We start from the raw sequence: 18,325 nt of genomic DNA, 5'->3' as shown, positions 1-18,325 counted from the left end.
CAATTAGTTATTGTAAAGTTGGTCTAAGATGGTCACAATTCGTTCTCCCGTCTTACCATCCCATAATTCCGGAATATCTCCTTTTTTCCATTCACCATTGAATAAACGGTCAAAAGCTGGTGGCAAATTGCTAGGGTCTGTCCCTAGCAATTCATTTGTTCCTATGGTTACCGTCTCAGGTCGTTCGGTATTATTACGAAGTGTCATACAAGGTACATTCAATACAGTGGTTTCTTCAGTAATACCACCACTATCTGTAATCACAGCTTTCGCATATTTTACAAGATAATTGAACTCTAGATAAGACATCGGATCTGTCATAAACAAATGATGGGTTTGAATACCCAATGATTGTAAGTTTTTTGCAGTTCGAGGATGCACCGGGAAAATGATGGGTAATCCTTTTGCACCTTCAATGATTGTATCCAAGAGCTCCTTGAGTTTTTGCTCAGCGTCAACATTGGCAGGACGATGAAGTGTTAATACAAAATATTCTCCTTTTTTTAGTCCTGCATCATCCCAAATAGAAGGTTGTTTGAAATTGGGAGACTGTCTTAGCAATGTATCTATCATCGTATTTCCTACAAAATGAATACGATCTTCTGCCACTCCACTTTTTCTTAAATTTTGATTGGCAACATCCGATGTAGTAAAAAAATGATCTGCTATGGCATCAGTCACCATGCGGTTGATTTCCTCCGGCATACTCATATCATAAGAGCGTATGCCTGCTTCTACATGTACAACGTCAATATTCAATTTCTTGGCTACAATAGAACAGGCAAGCGTAGAAGTAACATCACCTACCACCAACACAACGTCTGCTGGATGTTCAAATAATTCTTTTTCAAAGCGCACCATAATATTAGCCGTTTGTTCCGCCTGCGTTCCTCCACCACTCTCTAAATTAGCATGAGGTTCAGGAATACCCAGTTGAACAAAAAAACTTTCACTCATGTTTTTGTCATAATGCTGACCAGTATGGATCAGTCGGTAATGAATATTCGAACCTTTTTTTTGTTGTTGTTCAATGGCTTCAATAATTGGCGCTATCTTCATAAAATTTGGACGTGCGCCTGCAATTAATGTAATTTTCATGGAAATGATTAGAAGTAAGAATTATTGTATTTGAACCCAAGTGCCGGTTCTTAAACTTTCCAATGCTGCAAAGGAAGCTTTCGTTGTATTTATAATATCTTCAAAAGGAATCAGAGGTTGACCTGTTGTTTTAATATTCTCCACCAAAGTTTTAAACTGATTTTTATGTCCCTTATCCAACCCGGATCGCATTGATGAAAATCTACTAAAACCATAACCACTCATTTTTCTGAAATTATCTATCACAAGAGTTCTGCCTTGAGAGTACAACTCAATGCGTTCTTTAGGATAGGATTTACTTCCATTTGAAAAGTAATGAATAACTCCTTGTGCTCCATTTTCAAATCGAAGTGTGATTATCGCATTATCCGTATTCTCTTCCGGATGTATTCCTAAGCCACTCATCACCACCTCACTTACTTTACTTCCTGAGAAGAACTGCATCAGGTCAATAAAGTGACAAGCTTCCCCTATGATACGCCCACCACCTGTTTTCATGTCTTGTACCCAAACATCTCTGGGTATAAAACCTGCGTTCATCGTAGCGATCATATTCAAATCAGATCCTGCTTCTCCAATGAGTAATTTGGCTTTTTGAGCATATGGTGAAAACCGGCGGTTAAATCCTACATTAACAGATGCTCCATTATTCACTGTACGATAAGTATCAATAATTGCTGCTAATTCTTCATGATTAATGGCCAAAGGTTTTTCTACAAAAACATGCTTTCCGGATTGTAAAGCCTCAGTCACCATTTTAGCATGCAGATCATGTCGGGTAGTTATGATCACCAAATCAACATTCTGATCATCCAGTATTAGTTTATAATCAGTGGTTGCTTGTGCAATACCATACTTCTTCGCCAAAGATGTTGCAGTTAATCCTCCCGCACTAGAGATATATTTATATTGCGCTCCTGAATTTTTCAATGATGGCATCACTGTCATCTTTGTGAAATTACCTGCACCTATAATCCCGATTACTCCTTTCCCATTTCCTTGCCAAGTTTTGGATACAACTTCAATTGATCTTTCCGTCTGGACCTGATCAGGCGTATACTCTAAAATTGAGGCAATAGAGCCTTTACCGAGATTATTATAAATACTGAGATAGTCTTTTAATGCTACTCTTTCGGTGACCAAATCAGTAACAGTAATTTGACGTTTTGAGATAGCCTGTAAAATGGTTTCAAAATTGCGTTTCTCCGTCCATCTTACAAAACCAATAGGATAGTCCACCCCTTTTTGTTCATAGTCTTCATCATAACGGCCGGGACCATAAGAACAGGAGACCTGAAAACTCAATTCTTTTTTATAAAAATCATCTCTTTTAATATCCAATCCGATCACACCCACCAACACAATACGTCCTCTTTTCCTGGACATTTTAGCTGCCTGACTGATCACATCATTGCTACTAGTTGAAGCCGTAATTAAAACTGCATCAGCACCAATTTGATTGGTAAATGACTCCACAATCTTAACCACATCTGCATCTGCAGCATTGAACGCGTGAACACCTTTTTGCTGTGCAAGATTTACTTTTCTTTGATCATAATCAAAACCAATCACATTACACCCATTCGCTAGTAATAATTCTGCAGTCAATAAACCAATTAATCCCAAACCAATGACTACAACTGTTTCTCCTAAAGTTGGGTTTACTAAACGTATTCCCTGTAAACCAATAGAGCCTATTACAGCAAAAGAGGCTTCTTCATAAGACACATTATCAGGTATTTTAGCTACCAGATTCTTCGGCACACAGACTACCTCTGCATGATGTCCATTACTGGCAACCCTGTCACCTACACTAAATTCAGTAACGCCCTCGCCTACGGCAATCACTTCACCTGCATTACAATAACCAAGCGGCAGAGGTTCTCCCAACTTATTAAATACAGCTTCTAAAGTTGGCATCAACCCTTCAGTCTTTATCTTATCCAAGACTTGTTTTACTTTATCTGGTTGTTGACGGGCTTTTGCGATCAAATTACCCTTACCAAACTCAACTAACATTTTCTCAGTTCCTAATGAAACCAATGAACAATGTGTTTTGATAAGAATCTTAGCTTTTTGAGGCAAAGGCATTGGCACATCTTCCAACATTGTCTCTCCTGTCCTTAAATTCTGTACAATTTGTTTCATACTAACTTTTCTTTATAAACTGCTTATACCAAGATTCTAGCGCCAATAAACCCCATATTGTATATGCCGCATCTATTTCCCCTTTTTGATCTCTCTCAATCAAACTTTTTACAGCTTTACGATCGAGTATCTGTTCTTGAAAAAGAATTCCATGATCAAGGAAATCATCAATACGACTTTTGAGGTTATTACTGATCCATGACCTTAAAGGAGCACCAAATCCAGTTTTTGGTCTATATATCACGTCATATGGGAGATATCGTTCTGCAACTTTTCGTAAAAGATATTTTGTAACATTCCCTTTCATTTTATATTTCACTGGCATTTTCTGCGTGAAAGATACCAACTCCAAATCTAAAAAAGGCACTCTCGCTTCTACCCCAACAGCCATACTCATTTTGTCAGTATAGTTTAAATTATGATCAGGCAAGAAAGTTTTCATTTCAAGAAAAAGTAATTTGTTTAAATCATTTGTATTGATTGGTAGTCCCTTTAATAATTTTTCCCAATATTGTTTAGGTAGATTCTTAAAATCAATTTCGTCATTCGCTTTTTTGGTAAAAAGTTTTTTTATTTCTGCATCACTAATCCACATAAAAAATCCAGCAAACCTTTCTTCTTTCGTGACATTTAAATCTGTAACTAATTTTTTCAACCTGCGCAGTAATGGCTTTTTTGAAGGAAAGAAAAGAATAACCCGTTTGATAAAAGATTTAAGGAATCGCGGTATCAGATCATAGTATTTTTCAAGTAGTACTGCCTGGTGCCTTCTGTAACCCGAAAATAAATCATCTCCAGCTGTTCCACCAAGTAGAACTTTTATACCATGTTTTCTGGCTTCTTCTGCAATTTTTAAAACATTAATACAAGCAGGATCAGCTTGAGGCTCATCAAGATGCCAGATGACTTTATCAAATACATCTTCAATTTCACTTGTTGCTGTCACAATATGTAATGGCACATTGAGATAGGCAGCCACTTTTCTTGCATAAGACTCATCATCTGTAAAGCCTTCTGCTGCCATATCTTCGCCGGTAGATATTGTAAAACATGGAAATTGTGTATCTGGATATAGCTTTCGCGCTATTGCAACAATTAAACTTGAATCTAGTCCACCAGATAGAAAAAAACCAATTGGAACATCACTCATCATCTGTCTTTTAACAGCATTACAAAGATGTTCATCGAGTTGATCGATCCATTCTTCTTCAGTATATTGATTGGTTATATCTGGTTCAAAAGATAGATGATAGTAGGTTTCTGGTTCAGCTAATAGAAATTCATTAACGCTGAATTCCAAAAAGGTGCCTGGCAGCAGTTTTTTTACGCCATGAAGAGGGGTGAGTTTTCCCGGAGCATACAGAGCTTGCAAATAATAAAAAAAAGAGTGAATATCAGGAGTACTTTTAAAATGATCGATAGTTCTGAATGCTTTCAACTCAGAGGAAAAACAAAAAACATCATCATTTATGAAGTAATAAAGAGGCTTAACACCAAATTGATCCCTTGCCAGAAAAATTTTACGCGTTTCTTTATCATAAATTGAAAAGGCAAAAATTCCATTCAATTTGTTCAGCACATCTTTACCCCAATGAATAAATCCATATAATAAGGTTTCGGAATCAGACTGAGATTTAAATGTATACCCTAATGCAATAAGTTCTTTTTGTACATCTAGGTGGTTATATATCTCACCATTAAAAACAAGGACATATCTTCCGTCATTCGACAACATTGGTTGATGTCCGTTAGAAGATAAATCTACTATTGCTAACCTATTATGAAAAAAACCAACATTTTTATCAATATAAACACCATTATCATCAGGTCCACGATGATTCAAAATATCAATTAAAGCTTGATTCTCTTTCAAATTAGTTTCAAGAACATAACCAGCTATAGCACACATAATTTATTCTATTTACTTAATACAAATTATAGAAGAATCCTTGCTTGCAGTTCTCATATATGCATTGATTCCAAGAAAAACCCAGAAAATTGAATCAACAAACATCCCTGCTCCAAACAGAGAACTAACAAAAGTTACAATCATCCCTAGATAGTACTTGTTTTTATAATATTTAAAGTTCTTTACGACTAGAAAAAAGATATACCCTACTAGTAGAATGACAAACGGAACACCAAAAAGAAAAACAAAAGAGAGTAATGAAAGATGTGTATAATGTTGATATCGTTCCTCGTAATCTCCTCTTATTATATCAATATAATAAGCACCGCCCAATCCTGAACCGATATACCATCTTTTAGTATCAGCATTCATGTGGTTAAGAATTCCCATAAACTCAGCTGATCGTCCACTTGTAGCTGTATAAAAGCTATCTTCATCCTCTATATCCACAGCAATGACACTTTCAAATCGCCATAAAAGACCATTATTATATGCTACTACTATTGCTACCGATATTGACATTAATAATAAGAGACCAATTATTAAGTTTTTTATCTTCTTAAAATTTACAGCTTTAATCAAAAAAATAAGACTGATAACAAGGACGCTAATTAAAGGAGACCTTTTTCCAGATAAAAAAATCAATAATATAGTGATTACGAAAAGTCCTGTTTGGCCTTGTCCAACAAAAAAAACAATACTGGTTGGCAGTTCTGTATCGAATCCAAAATATTCAATTTTGCCGGTAAAATAGTAACTGTAATAATATATTAATAGTATTACAATTGTTACAAAAAATAATAATTGCATATACTTTCTTACAGCACCATCTATATTTTTGTTATAATATCTCGCAAAATAATAACCAAAAGACACTCCAAACATACATATGAAAATAGTGTATAGATGAGACAATGTTTTAGTGGACAGTGAATTTCCATAATAAATAGCAACCCCGGTTCCTAAAAAGACATAAGCTGAAAAAAGTGCTGCAATAAATCCGAAAAAAAATGTTTTTTTAACATGATAAAATAAAATTATCAAGGAAGATAAAATCAATGGTACCTTAAATAAGAAAAGTATATCAATTCCAAGCAGATAGTTAATTAGCAAGAATATTCCTGAGAAAGCCTTTAAGAAAACACAAAACCAATACGCCTTGAACTGTTGCTCCATTTAATTACCTTTTTTTTGTATTAATATAATAGAGTAGCCTACTATATAACCTCCAAAAATTGTCAAGAGACAAGCGGTCTTAGCAATATTCCATATTGGTGGAATATGCAATCGAAAAAATACAAATGATAATATAACATTAATTAAAAAGAAGAACCCAAGGGACATTGTCACTACCTTTTGCTTCCCTTTAAATAAAGGAATAACGCTCAAAACATTGCACACATAGAAAAGGCCAATGAAAAGGCTAAGTAGAATGGTATAACCCATTAAATTTTCAAACCCTTTAAATATTTTTCCATATATAAAACTAACACATAAAACACCTATAAAAAGTAATACGAAAAACGCCATCGTCTTTTTAAGTATTTGTATAATTTTTTCTTTACTGAGGGACCCAAGATTTTCCCCTATTTCAACATTCTGTATATATGCAAGAGAATTTATCCCTATAAATACAAATTGAGAAAAGTTAAAGGCTAAAGAATAAGAAGGAAGCTGATCTTGATAAAAATGATTTAACATATATCTATCAGCAAAAAGATAAAACATCAAAATTACTGTAGCAGCATTCTCTACTATCCCTACTTTTATCATCTTATAATAAGTAATAATATCATTTCGGGTAATTAACAATCTAGTAGGTAATAGCTGTTTGAAAAGATGTTTTGCAAATAACCGAATTATTAAAAACCAAAGCACCAATGCTAAACTATAACCTGCTGCAAGTATTAGAGAGATACCAATATCTTTTAAAAAAAATACTGCTACAATAAGTACCAAAGCAAGAAAAGGTTTATAAAGGATTGCTAGATAAAACTTTTTCTCAACCTGTAATTTCTTTTCTATAAAGACACTCGCACCAAAACAAAAAAAAGATAAAAGAAGAAGTGGGGAATTATAATAAATTGAAAAAAAAAGTGAACTAAAAAGGAGGATATAGATACTCAATTTAATTAGTTCAGGAAAAAAATCCTGTTTCTTAGAATAAAAGTAATAAATGAATCCTGTATGACTTCCAAGCAATACGAAAGAAGAAAGATTTATTACATTCTTAATATACTCATATTCTACATAATCGCTTTTATTTAAAAATAGGGGTACCAGAAGTACCTCTAGAAAAATAATTGCATAAGTGATGTATCGAGAAAGCAAAAATTTGATCATTCCATATTGAACTTTACTGCACCCGTTAATATGTCACTCATAAAATTCTCTCTCTCTTCTTCTGAAAAAGTTTTTCTTTGATCAAAAAAATGTAATGAGGGTAAATAATTTTTTGAATAATAATTTTTATCGTAAACAACCACTTTTTTCCCTTGCATAATCCCTTCAACGCCAGCAGACCCATGCCAAATCATGATATTTTCAATTTTATCAAGAATCGCTACATTTTGATCGAATGGATGAACTAAAATAACATTTGAAAACGAAGTGATTATTTTATAAAAATCAACCTCTCGTTGATATAAAAAACCCGGATGCTCTTTAATATAAACCTTAATATTTCGATCCCTGAAATAAGCAAGAGCCTCATAAATAGTTGTGTAATAGTCTGCATCATTCGGATCATTTATCCAGTAATCAACATTCGCTTCTGGATAAACATGCAAAGGTATATATACAGCTTTGCTGTATTCTTTTTCAATCAGCTTAACATCAATTTGATTAAAGTATTTATCGACAAAAAAATTCCTTATCGGAACTTTGGCAAACTGCTTTGCAAATCTGTATTCATAACTGATATTACCTAACAATTTATACCCTATATAATACCTAATCAATACTCTTGCATAATAACTAAAGAAAAGATATGAGCAATATTTGATGCTTGTAAATGTACTTAAACCTTTCAACCAAAATGATTTCTCTTTTCTATTAAAATATTGTACTACCTCTTTAATTTCGATTTTATCAATTACCCTTTGCTTTACAAACTCACCATAAATTGTATGCCGCCTGTACCCATAAATAAAAAATTCACTCAAAACCACGGTTCGTAGTTCATATACATTCGCGATCCTGTACATAATATCCAATACATAGTTATCTATAATATGTATTACTATAAGTTTGAAATCACGGTTTTGTTGAAAGAAATTTATCCAAAATTTTGTTGCACGTAATATCAGATCTTTAGCTTCTTCAAATGAGATAGCTCTTAACCCCCTGCATCTAAAGATGATACTAGCCAAATGTGGTTTAATTTGACTATTAAAGACTTCAAAATCATTATATGAATAATCCTTGACTGAAAATTTTTTTAAATCTATGTAATGATCTGCATTCTTATACTCAGAAATAGTATTAAAGGATTTCAGATGTCCAAAAAGTTGATTGATAACAGGCTTTGAATATACCTTATCAAAGAAATGTTGCTGCCCTTTAATTCTTATAAAAAAAAGAACTTCCTTTTCAGAAAGTTTACTGGTGTCAATGCCAGCATATACCATGATTAATAATTTAGTTGATAAAACCTTTTCCGATCAGTACATACTTATCATCCTTATAACCCGGTCTCCTAGATGGAGTGATACTGAAATTACAATCTTCTATTTTCTGTAAGCGTACTTTATCTATATTTTGATCATATCGGTGATTAGAAATAGAGTCCTTGAGATTCCACTCCCAGGTTGACAAATCTCTTTTCCATGCGCTGGGATGTCTGTGTTGATCTAATACTAACTGCAAGGCTTCTTTATCTATTTTCAACCAATCGCAAAATAAATCCATGGAAGCTGGTCGCGAAGACCATTTTTCAACCAAATCTATTCCTTCTTCTCTACTTAGGCGACCAAAACGTATTTCACGACTTGCATGATCGGTGGCTTTAGCATATCCCCATTTCAGCCATTTTATATAGTCATGAAGATCAGAGTAATGGAAACAATCAACATCATTATAAGTATCAAATGTTCTTTGTTGAAGTCCAGTTTCATACCCATACATTTTAATCATTTTCTCGTGCTGTGCCTTAGTATCCCATCTGATATAATTATTCAGATAAATACCTCTAACTCCAACACGTTCAATCTCAGTATCGCTGGGATAAAAATATTGGATAAGATCTTCTTCCCTGACATGATCAAATATATCAACAAGATCTTCTGCTTCATATCCCATTAAATCATGATCTTTTCTATATTTTCTCGTCATTTCTACTTCGTCGAGATGCGAAAACATTCCTACCTGATCAATACCTTGATGACATCCCCAGACAATTAAGGGTATTTTGAATTTAACTGCTACTTGCACCGGAAAAACAGTTTGTCCAGCAAGGCAATGCCAATACATACTTCCCATCTTTCGTAAAGTTGCACGAGTGATATTTTTAACTCTCTCAGGACTAACAGTCATTGTCAAAGTATCACAATCAAACAGTGTTCGCAAATACGCAAGATTACGTATTCCAAGTTCTGTATTGTAATGCTTATTGTATGTTACAAGTAAGGGATTCATACCGAAAACATTTTTTACGGTATGAACTATAAAATACGAATCTCTGGCCCCTGATATTGGTATGATACAATCATAATTGTTACCAGATTTATTCTTGTACCCCTCAAATATTGACTTTAGTTTATTACCGCGCGAGTTCCAATCTAATATATCTTTCTCCTCGTGTACACGGCATCCACTACAAACTCCATCCTCATCAAAAATAATATTTAATGGATGATTTTCAGGATACAGGCATCGTTTACAATACTGCATGAGTTAAATAATTTCCTTAACGATTTTTTTGTATAGAAGATGTTCAAGGTGTTCGTCGTCTAATTTGTCTAAACGATTGTCTTGATTTATATAATTATAGTTATATGAAGCAAACGTTTCTAATCTAATATCCAAGCCTCTCTTTTGAAGAAATGCTTTTGTTGTAATAACACTATGTTCACTAAAATGAAAATAATTACCAGCTGCTACTGCTGCAACATTTGTTTCTGATAATACTTCGTAAAAATGTTCAGGCTTTCCTGCACCACCACAAATAATGACGGGTACATTAACAGAATCGGCTATTTGTTTTGCCAGTGATATATCATATCCACTGTATTGGCCATCTCTATCAACGCAATTAATCAAAAGTTCACCTGCACCTCTATTTTCAACTTCTTTAACCCAATCATGTAAATCAATCTGTGATGGCATACGTGTTTTATAATCGTAGATAACAGGTTTATTATCTTTATATATTACATCTATTGCCACAATTATGCACTGATCACCAAAAATATTTGCTGATTTAGATATAAAATCAGGATTCTCAAAAGCATAATTATTAATAAATATCTTATCAGCTCCGGAATGTAATAGGTCGTGAATATGATCTATTGAACGCACTCCTCCCCCAATTGTTAAAGGAACAAAACATCGATTTGAAACCTTTTTATACAATTCTGTTAAAGGAGATCGATTTTCTTTGGTTGCAGAAATATCAGCAATTATTATTTCATCAATTCCCCATTGATTAAGAAATTCGACTGCAACTGCAACACTTCCAACCGGGTGATACTTTTTAAAACCAACACTTTGTACTACTACCCCGTTTAGAACGGTCAAATTCGCTATTATTCTTTTTTTTAGCATATCACACTATATTAAAATAATTGAAAAATGACCTGAATAATCTCAATCCATTTGTTTGGCTTTTCTCCGGATGAAATTGAACACCAAATATATTTTCTTGTGCAATAATTGCTGATAGTGTACTGCCATACTCAACTGTTGCAGCTTTATATTCATCTTTACAGTCGAAATAATAACTATGATCCCAATAGAAACTTGGATTTTCAAATACAGCATTTGAAAATAATATCTCTTTACAAAAGACAGGGGTAATTTCATTCCATCCGACATGAGGAACTAATAATGCCTCTTGAGGTGGAATTTTCTTAACAGAACCTGGAATCCATCCAAGTCCTTCAAAGTGACCATTTTCTTCTGAAAAATCCGCCATCAATTGCATCCCAATGCAAATACCAAGGACAGGTTTTTTTTTGTTTAAAACCTGATCATTCAAAATTGGCTTCAGATCCAATTGATTGATATTATTGATAGCTTCGGCAAACGCTCCCACCCCAGGCATAATAAGGGCATCAGATTCTTCAATTTCATTTCTCTTATTGCTGATGATGACATTATAGCCAAGTCTTTTAACTGCATTATAAACCGAATTGGTATTTCCAACATAGTAATCTACGATTACAATTTTACCTTTCATAATTATTGGATTTCAAATTTAGGTCTCCATTTCCCATTCACTTTTTCAAATAAATCCTTGTTGACAAATCCATCAACAATCTGCCAAAAATATTCTTTTGATATCTCAATAAAATCACAGAAACTCTCAATATTAGCATCTGAACAAGTACCGTCATATCGTTTAACAAGTTCTATAGCTTCAGATCTTGACATACCGCGATACCGCATTTCTTCTGAAACAATTTCTGTTACTTTACCGAAACCAAATTTATAATACTTGATCATTTGATTTAAAACCACCCAGTCTTCGTCCAATGAATCCACTCCGATAATATCTCCAATATCAGATGGATGATCGGATCTTATCCGAAGACCACGTAATGCGGCAAATACCCCGTTATCAAGTTTTGTCCAGTTATTCATGAAATAGCCCAGATAGATAATTCTCAAGCCCGCTTTTTCCATTTCTTCATCTGAAGGATAACGGTATTGTAATATCTCATTGGACTTAATATCATCTATTAGTAACCAATCGAATTTACCACCAGCAAGGGTATTTCCATGTTTCATTTGCCCGCCTTCATAGGTATCAGATTTTGATCCTTGTTCACCTAAAGTTAAAGCTGGGTTTTCGCCCCATAAAATAAGTGGTATTTGATAGGCTACTGCCAGTCGAGGAACGCTACTAAAAAGTGATAATTCAGTTGATTTTGCCCAATTTCCGTACTTAATAAAGCCTTCTCTCATTAGTTTTTTCCATATCAATGGGGAGGGGCCAATTGTTATTGTATCAAAGCCATGATCGATCATATTTGAAATGTTATGAGCCCCTCTATGAGTCATTTGTTCGGGTGGATAGTTCAACGAAACCAAAAGAGGATTTAATTTGAGCTCTTCTTTAACAAAGATCGCCTGACGGGTACTGTCCTTACCACCACTAACCCCAATTATACAATCATACCCAGAATGATTACTCTTTTTTGCAAAGTCTACAATATCACCAAGTAAATATCGCCTTTCTTCCCAGTTTATATTTTTTACAACTTCCGAATAATTACATGGTGGACATACACCAAATTGATCAAAACTAATATTGGGTCTTGTATCTGGCTGAAGACATTTTTTACAAAATCTGATCATACATGTTTTTTATCTATCAAATATTCTTTCTGTAAAATTCGCATTCTAATTATATCAAAATACTCACCTGAAGCTAAAATACCATTTTCAAATCGTCCTTCTTCTCGAAATCCTAATTTTTGATACAACCCAATAGCGCCCTTATTCCTTTCGTCAACTCCTAACTGTATCCTGTTTAGGTTAAGTCTGTTAAATACGTGGTTAAGTATCAAATGTGATGCTTCATAACCAATCCCTTTACCATGATATTTTTTTTCTCCTATTAGTATATTATAAGTCCCAACACGATTTATCCAGTCAATGTCCGAAATATCAATATTTCCAACGTGTTTATTATTTTCTTTATATATAATGCCTAACCAGATACTATTTCTTTCTTTTTGTTTATTTTCTGCATAAGCATACAGACTTTCAGTTGTGTGAGGCAGGATGGCGTGTTGTGTGAATAAATCACTTGCCTGATCATTTATCCATTGAGAATAACTTCCTTCTTGAACTAAGGAAAGAGAAATGGGTGATAATATTACTTTAGAAGACTCAAGAAAAACAATCATTACAATATTTTTTTATTAAGGATTTCACTAAACTTTTTTAAAGAGTCGATTCGAACTCCTATTTCCTTTCCATTTAAAGGATCATTTTCAATTCTATTTAATTTGTATAAAAGTCGAAAAATGGGCTTTCCTAATATGGAAGCCTCAATCAGGCTGTTGGAAAAAAAACCTATTACAAGTGATGAGTAATAAATGAGATGATTAAAATCAATATCAGATATAATTATTAAATAATCAGGTATATATCCCAGATTTAAGATTATAGCTTTTAACACTTCCTCCTTTTTTACATTCGGATGGGTCTTAAATACAATTTTTATTTCTTTTTTACTATTTGTTGAATAATTCTTAAAGATTTTATCTACATCATTTAGAATATCATATTCATTAAACCCATATTTCTCTTTAAGATTAAACTTATCAAGTGGTTCAGGTGCATATACTATGTAAGCAGCATCCTGATTTATACCTAGTTGTTGATAAAATGAATATCTTTTTGTCTTTGGTTTCCAGGTGGATAACCAATTATAATAAGGATTAGAAATGACTTCAACCTGTTTTTCAGGTAGGCCATCTTTTACAGCTATATTGTACGCGTTACTGTCAATCACATACACTTTATCCGGTATTATGAGTTGACCTTTTTCATCAATAAAACGTTCTTTAATATTTGTCCAATGATCAACAAAAGAGAGAGTTTCAATGTTATTTTGTTTTCCGTATTTTAAACTTTTCAACTCTACAGAAACAGGCAAAGACGTCCCGGTAAAAATCAGTTGAGGGGCAAAATCAGCAAATTTAGAGAATAACTCCTCCTCATTTATAACTATAGAAACATCAGCCTCAATTTCACTAAAAAAAGAATAAGAACGATCAGATATAAGCAAAAACTCTTTGCTATCACGAATTAGTTTTGAAATAGCAATCATCGCCTTTGCTCCTGCGGGATCTCCAAATACAAAAGCTATTCGTTTATTTTTAACAATGTTTCTAATCAATTGATTAGTATTCATCATCATTTAACATTTTCGTCGATAGCTTTTGTTGCATCGTATAATTGTGTATTAGTTTCTTTATTCAAAGCCGAATTCCTTAAATCAGAAATATTTTCAACAACTTTTTCTATAGCATCAGCGAAGTCGGCTATTTCTTTTTTTGAAATACCTTCACGTACCAATGGAGATAACATTAATTCTTTCTCATAAAGACTCTCAGTTACAGGGCACAACCCTTTTGAATAATCATACTCAACTCCTGGATTTGTATTAAATGGAAATCCTTTTTTACCTATTGCGATTTTTTGCTGATAAACCGGATTCAAGTAAAGAGGCTTTACATAACCTTCGGCCAGAGGCGTCGTATCCCAATAATTAGGCTTAGGTAATTCAGCTGATACTGCACGTAAAAATAAATTCCTAGATACTTCAAATACATTTTCATCAAAGCGGATAGGATACATGTAATATGAGTGTGTAGAACCTTCTTCGATTTGCTGCACGTGCAAGCCCTCTATTGCTTTCAATCTATTAGTCAGGTATGCTCCTATTTCTTTTCTATGTTCAAGAAATCCATGCAGTTTTTTAAATTGCTCATATCCGATTGCTGCTTGTATTTCAGTAAATCGATAATTACTTCCAATGGTATTTGATATATCTGTAACACCATAAGCTTCCGTTGCATTTTCACCATGATTTCTAATGAGTTGAGAGCGAAGCGCAATCATATCATCATGGGTAACTAACACCCCACCTTCTCCTGTATGAATATGCTTGTGGAAGTTCAGGCTAAAGCCTCCGATATCACCAATTGCGCCTACAGGTATATTTTTGTAATAAACACCCGGTGCCTGAGCTGCATCTTCTATAACTTTTAAATTATGTTTTTTAGCTATTGCCATGATGGCATCCATATTCGCAGGATAACCAAATAAATGCACTACCAAAATAGCTTTGGTTCTTGGGGTAATTCTCTCTTCAATTGATTTGGGATCAAGCGTATATCGATCTCTTTCAACATCGGCAAAAACAGGGATACCTCCATAAAAAAGTACTGAGGTAGCTGAAGCAGACATTGTATAAGGTGAACAGATTACTTCATCGCCAGGCTCGATTCCAACAGCCCCTACTGCAACCTGTAACCCTGTTGTCCATGAATTAACACTGATTGCATGTTTAAAACCATAGGCTTCTGCCCACTGTTTTTCGAATTGTTTAACTTCTTTACCCCCATTAAAAAAATTGCCGGCTGCCCCTACAAATCCTGAAAGAACATCAGAATCTAGTACTCTTTTTGCAGCCTCAATTTCTTCTTTCCCCATTGATTTACGATTAGGGAAATCTTCTTTTCTGACTGGAGAACCTCCTAGAATAGCTAATTTAGACATGATTTATTTTTTATATCTTTTAAAACTTGCTCAGTTAGTTTCATAACTTCTATACCATCTGCAATTGGAACCCTTAATGGTTTACCCATCGAAAGGTATTCAAAAATATTGTTAGCAGCATGAAGCATAGACTGGTGTAAAGACGTATCAATACAATCCTTTGGCTGCAAAAAATTAACTCCAGAAAAAGCTGAAGAAGGCTGAACTCTATAAATTTCGAGCTTTTCCCCTGTATTAAATAACCTAATACGACCTGAACTATAATGTAAATCAAGCTCAAAAATCGGATAACTTTCGCCGCTAAAACTTTTGATAACAACTACTGCATTATTATCGGTGCTTGCCACAAAACTATGTGAGGGATCATCAATAGAGAAGTCTGATATAGAGTCAATTACATTCATGAGTTTCAATTCCTTACATCCGGTAAATCTAATGATCAAATCAAGCAAATGAGAAGCGTTATGCTTAAATCCCCTATTATAAAATCCATAACAATTTTTAAACTCTCCAAAATCATTTCGTTTTACACTATTTATAACATCAAGTATTTCAGGTATGAAAGCTCTTTTAAAATTGATCAAAACAGGTATGTGAAGCTCCCGGTATAATCTCTCAATAATATGAGCTTGTTCCAATGTATTGGTTAATGGCTTTTCAGTAAATACCAATTTGGGTCTATAATTAGCAACTTGTTGTAAAACATTAAAGTGCAAATCATCTGGAACTGCTATACAAACAATATCGATATTTGAATAATATTTAAACGCCTGATCAAGGTTTGTGAAATGCCTTGTTCCCCATTTTGATGATGCATTTATCCCCTTTATTATGTCAGGATCAACAAAACCAATTAACTCAAAGTGAGGATGGTTTACGAAAGCATGTGCATGTGTAAGAAATACTGTAGATGTTGCATCATCGTACTCGCTTGCAATGTTACCTGCACCAACAATCAAAACTTTATACATTTTCTCCTTGATGGCTTTGTAAATAAAAAACAGCTTTTGCAAAGTCTAAATCCTCATAATCGTCAATATCAACAGCTGATTTCCAGTCAATTTCATGGAACTTATAGCCTGGGCCATAAAAAGTCTTTGCTTGCAAAAGCAGTTCTTTTTTAGCAATCCAAATTGCTCCTGTTGGACAATATAATTTATCGAGATCCTGAGATCTTTTTTTCATAGCATCTGGATGAATCCATTCATGTTGTTTTTCCTCATTCATCTTAAATGACCACCATGGATTCATCCAACCAAACGGAAAACAACTTAATTGAAAATCAAAATCATTTTGCACAAAATTATTATAATGATTAATAATATCGAATTGATTTCTAATCGGCGCATTAGCCATTAATTGTACAACGATATCGTATTCCTCATTATAATATTTTTCTGCTTGCTGAACAGCGTGGATCGTAGCTTCACTTACAGGTGTAATATCGTCAGCATTAATATCTCGCAGAAAAGGAACTTCACAATTATACTCTCTTGCAACCTCTGCGAATTTCACATCATCGGTACTCACAATAATTCTGTCAAAAATATTTGATTTTTGGGCTGCTTCAATTGTCCAAGCCATTAGAGGCTTCCCCATAAAATTGATGATGTTTTTATGAGGTATTCTTTTTGATCCTCCTCGAGCGGGAATTACTGCAATTTTTTTCATTTACCAATGTTTAAATCTGAATTAGCTTTTTGATAATCTGCCTTGTGTCCGATATCCAGCCAATAATCTTCATGACAAAAAGCAACTGTTTTTTTCCCCGTTTGAATTAAAAATTCAAATAATGAAGTCATATCGTAGTATTCGTTAACCGGTATATGTTGAATCGTTTCGGGATTAAGTATGTACAATCCGGCATTAATTTTATAATCGTAAATGGGTTTTTCAACTAATCCTAAAATATTAGATTCACTATCAAGATTAATACATGCATAAGGTATCTGATAATCCATCTTTTTCACACACATTGTTGCTGTCGCCGAAGTTCGAATGTGAAAATTCATGAATTCATTGTATTGAATCGTAGTTAGAATATCCCCGTTAACAACAAAAAAAGGTTTATCAAATTGATATTTAATTAGCCCTAATGCTCCAGCGGTACCCATTTTTTTCTCTTCGTCATTATATGTAATATGAACTCCAAAGTCTTTACCGTCTTTAAAGTAATCCTTGATAATTTCTGATTTATAATTTACACAAACAATGAATTTATTATAACCTGCTTCTTTAAAAGACATAATGATTCTTTCCAGAATTGGCTTATTCCCAACTTTCAGCATGGGCTTTGGGATATCTTTGGTTAACTCGCCCAAGCGAGAACCTAATCCCCCAGCCATAATTACAACATAGTTATCATGATAATGAACTTCATTATCATCCAAATAAACAATATCTACTAGTATTTTGTTCTTATCAATTACAGGTATTTGCCTTCTTTGTATACTTTTTAAATATAATTGAATTTCATGCCTATCAGATTCGGAATCAGCTGTAAGAGGTTGCCTGTTAATGATCATGTAAACATCTTCCGTTTGTTTATTTAAAATAGCCCTTCTGATATCTCCGTCTGTTATAATCCCAATCAGCTTAAAATCCTTATCTACAATAATCAAAAAGCCATTACCCTCCTGATCAAGCTTTTGTAAAAGATCATAGAAACCTATATTCTCTTCTAAAATAAGAACATTTTTCATATACGGTATTTAC

Annotated in this window: 16 protein-coding genes; all 16 read right to left on the bottom strand. The window is 33.7% G+C overall.

What is annotated here, in order from left to right:
• Positions 1-3 precede the first annotated feature (3 nt).
• The 16 genes from wecB to BC659_RS10875 are packed head-to-tail and all read right to left on the bottom strand — an operon-like array spanning position 4 to position 18,312.
• On the bottom strand, positions 4-1,098 hold the full coding sequence (gene wecB / locus BC659_RS10950; protein ID WP_133474794.1) for a non-hydrolyzing UDP-N-acetylglucosamine 2-epimerase: 1,095 nt from the start codon (positions 1,096-1,098) through the stop codon (positions 4-6).
• Positions 1,099-1,119: 21 nt separating this feature from the next.
• Positions 1,120-3,246: a bi-domain-containing oxidoreductase gene (locus BC659_RS10945; RefSeq protein ID WP_133474793.1), complete on the bottom strand. Its 2,127-nt coding sequence runs from the start codon at positions 3,244-3,246 to the stop codon at positions 1,120-1,122.
• A gap of 1 nt (position 3,247) precedes the next feature.
• Positions 3,248-5,155, bottom strand: a complete 1,908-nt coding sequence (gene asnB / locus BC659_RS10940) for an asparagine synthase (glutamine-hydrolyzing) (RefSeq protein WP_133474792.1) — start codon at positions 5,153-5,155, stop codon at positions 3,248-3,250.
• A gap of 12 nt (positions 5,156-5,167) precedes the next feature.
• Positions 5,168-6,331: a hypothetical protein gene (locus tag BC659_RS10935; RefSeq protein ID WP_133474791.1), complete on the bottom strand. Its 1,164-nt coding sequence runs from the start codon at positions 6,329-6,331 to the stop codon at positions 5,168-5,170.
• Entirely contained in the window at positions 6,332-7,498 is a 1,167-nt protein-coding gene (locus BC659_RS10930; RefSeq protein WP_133474790.1) for a lipopolysaccharide biosynthesis protein, read from the bottom strand.
• On the bottom strand, positions 7,495-8,784 hold the full coding sequence (locus BC659_RS10925) for a hypothetical protein (RefSeq protein WP_133474789.1): 1,290 nt from the start codon (positions 8,782-8,784) through the stop codon (positions 7,495-7,497). Before BC659_RS10925 ends, BC659_RS10930 begins: the two co-directional genes overlap by 4 nt.
• A gap of 10 nt (positions 8,785-8,794) precedes the next feature.
• The gene (locus BC659_RS10920) at positions 8,795-10,045 is read right to left on the bottom strand and encodes an N-acetyl sugar amidotransferase (protein WP_133474788.1); all 1,251 of its coding nucleotides are present in this window, start codon (positions 10,043-10,045) and stop codon (positions 8,795-8,797) included.
• Between the two features lie 3 nt (positions 10,046-10,048).
• Positions 10,049-10,918: an imidazole glycerol phosphate synthase subunit HisF gene (hisF, locus tag BC659_RS10915; RefSeq protein WP_133474787.1), complete on the bottom strand. Its 870-nt coding sequence runs from the start codon at positions 10,916-10,918 to the stop codon at positions 10,049-10,051.
• A gap of 1 nt (position 10,919) precedes the next feature.
• Complete coding sequence (gene hisH / locus BC659_RS10910) at positions 10,920-11,552, bottom strand: imidazole glycerol phosphate synthase subunit HisH (protein WP_211340767.1); 633 nt, start codon at positions 11,550-11,552, stop codon at positions 10,920-10,922.
• A 2-nt stretch (positions 11,553-11,554) separates the two neighbouring features.
• The gene (locus BC659_RS10905) at positions 11,555-12,673 is read right to left on the bottom strand and encodes an N-acetyl sugar amidotransferase (RefSeq protein ID WP_211340766.1); all 1,119 of its coding nucleotides are present in this window, start codon (positions 12,671-12,673) and stop codon (positions 11,555-11,557) included.
• Positions 12,670-13,227, bottom strand: a complete 558-nt coding sequence (locus BC659_RS10900; protein WP_133474785.1) for a GNAT family N-acetyltransferase — start codon at positions 13,225-13,227, stop codon at positions 12,670-12,672. Before BC659_RS10900 ends, BC659_RS10905 begins: the two co-directional genes overlap by 4 nt.
• Positions 13,227-14,240 carry a glycosyltransferase family protein gene (locus BC659_RS10895; RefSeq protein WP_133474784.1) on the bottom strand — a complete coding sequence of 338 codons (1,014 nt, stop codon included), beginning with the start codon at positions 14,238-14,240 and terminating at the stop codon, positions 13,227-13,229. Before BC659_RS10895 ends, BC659_RS10900 begins: the two co-directional genes overlap by 1 nt.
• Before the next feature lie 2 nt (positions 14,241-14,242).
• A complete protein-coding gene (locus tag BC659_RS10890) occupies positions 14,243-15,610 on the bottom strand; it encodes a DegT/DnrJ/EryC1/StrS family aminotransferase (protein WP_133474783.1) in 1,368 nt (455 codons plus the stop codon).
• Positions 15,598-16,581, bottom strand: a complete 984-nt coding sequence (locus BC659_RS10885; protein ID WP_133474782.1) for a Gfo/Idh/MocA family protein — start codon at positions 16,579-16,581, stop codon at positions 15,598-15,600. The genes BC659_RS10890 and BC659_RS10885 overlap by 13 nt, the downstream gene beginning before the upstream one ends.
• A complete protein-coding gene (locus BC659_RS10880) occupies positions 16,574-17,281 on the bottom strand; it encodes an acylneuraminate cytidylyltransferase family protein (RefSeq protein WP_133474781.1) in 708 nt (235 codons plus the stop codon). The genes BC659_RS10885 and BC659_RS10880 overlap by 8 nt, the downstream gene beginning before the upstream one ends.
• Positions 17,278-18,312, bottom strand: coding sequence for a nucleotidyltransferase family protein (locus BC659_RS10875; RefSeq protein WP_133474780.1), 1,035 nt, complete (start codon positions 18,310-18,312; stop codon positions 17,278-17,280). Before BC659_RS10875 ends, BC659_RS10880 begins: the two co-directional genes overlap by 4 nt.
• Positions 18,313-18,325: the final 13 nt, after the last annotated feature.

This window comes from Sediminibacterium goheungense, from assembly GCF_004361915.1.
In the GTDB taxonomy this organism is placed as follows: Bacteria; Bacteroidota; Bacteroidia; order Chitinophagales; family Chitinophagaceae; genus Sediminibacterium; species Sediminibacterium goheungense.
The sequence above is the reverse complement of the archived record's forward strand: the minus strand, read 5'-3'. Positions and strand labels throughout refer to the sequence as shown.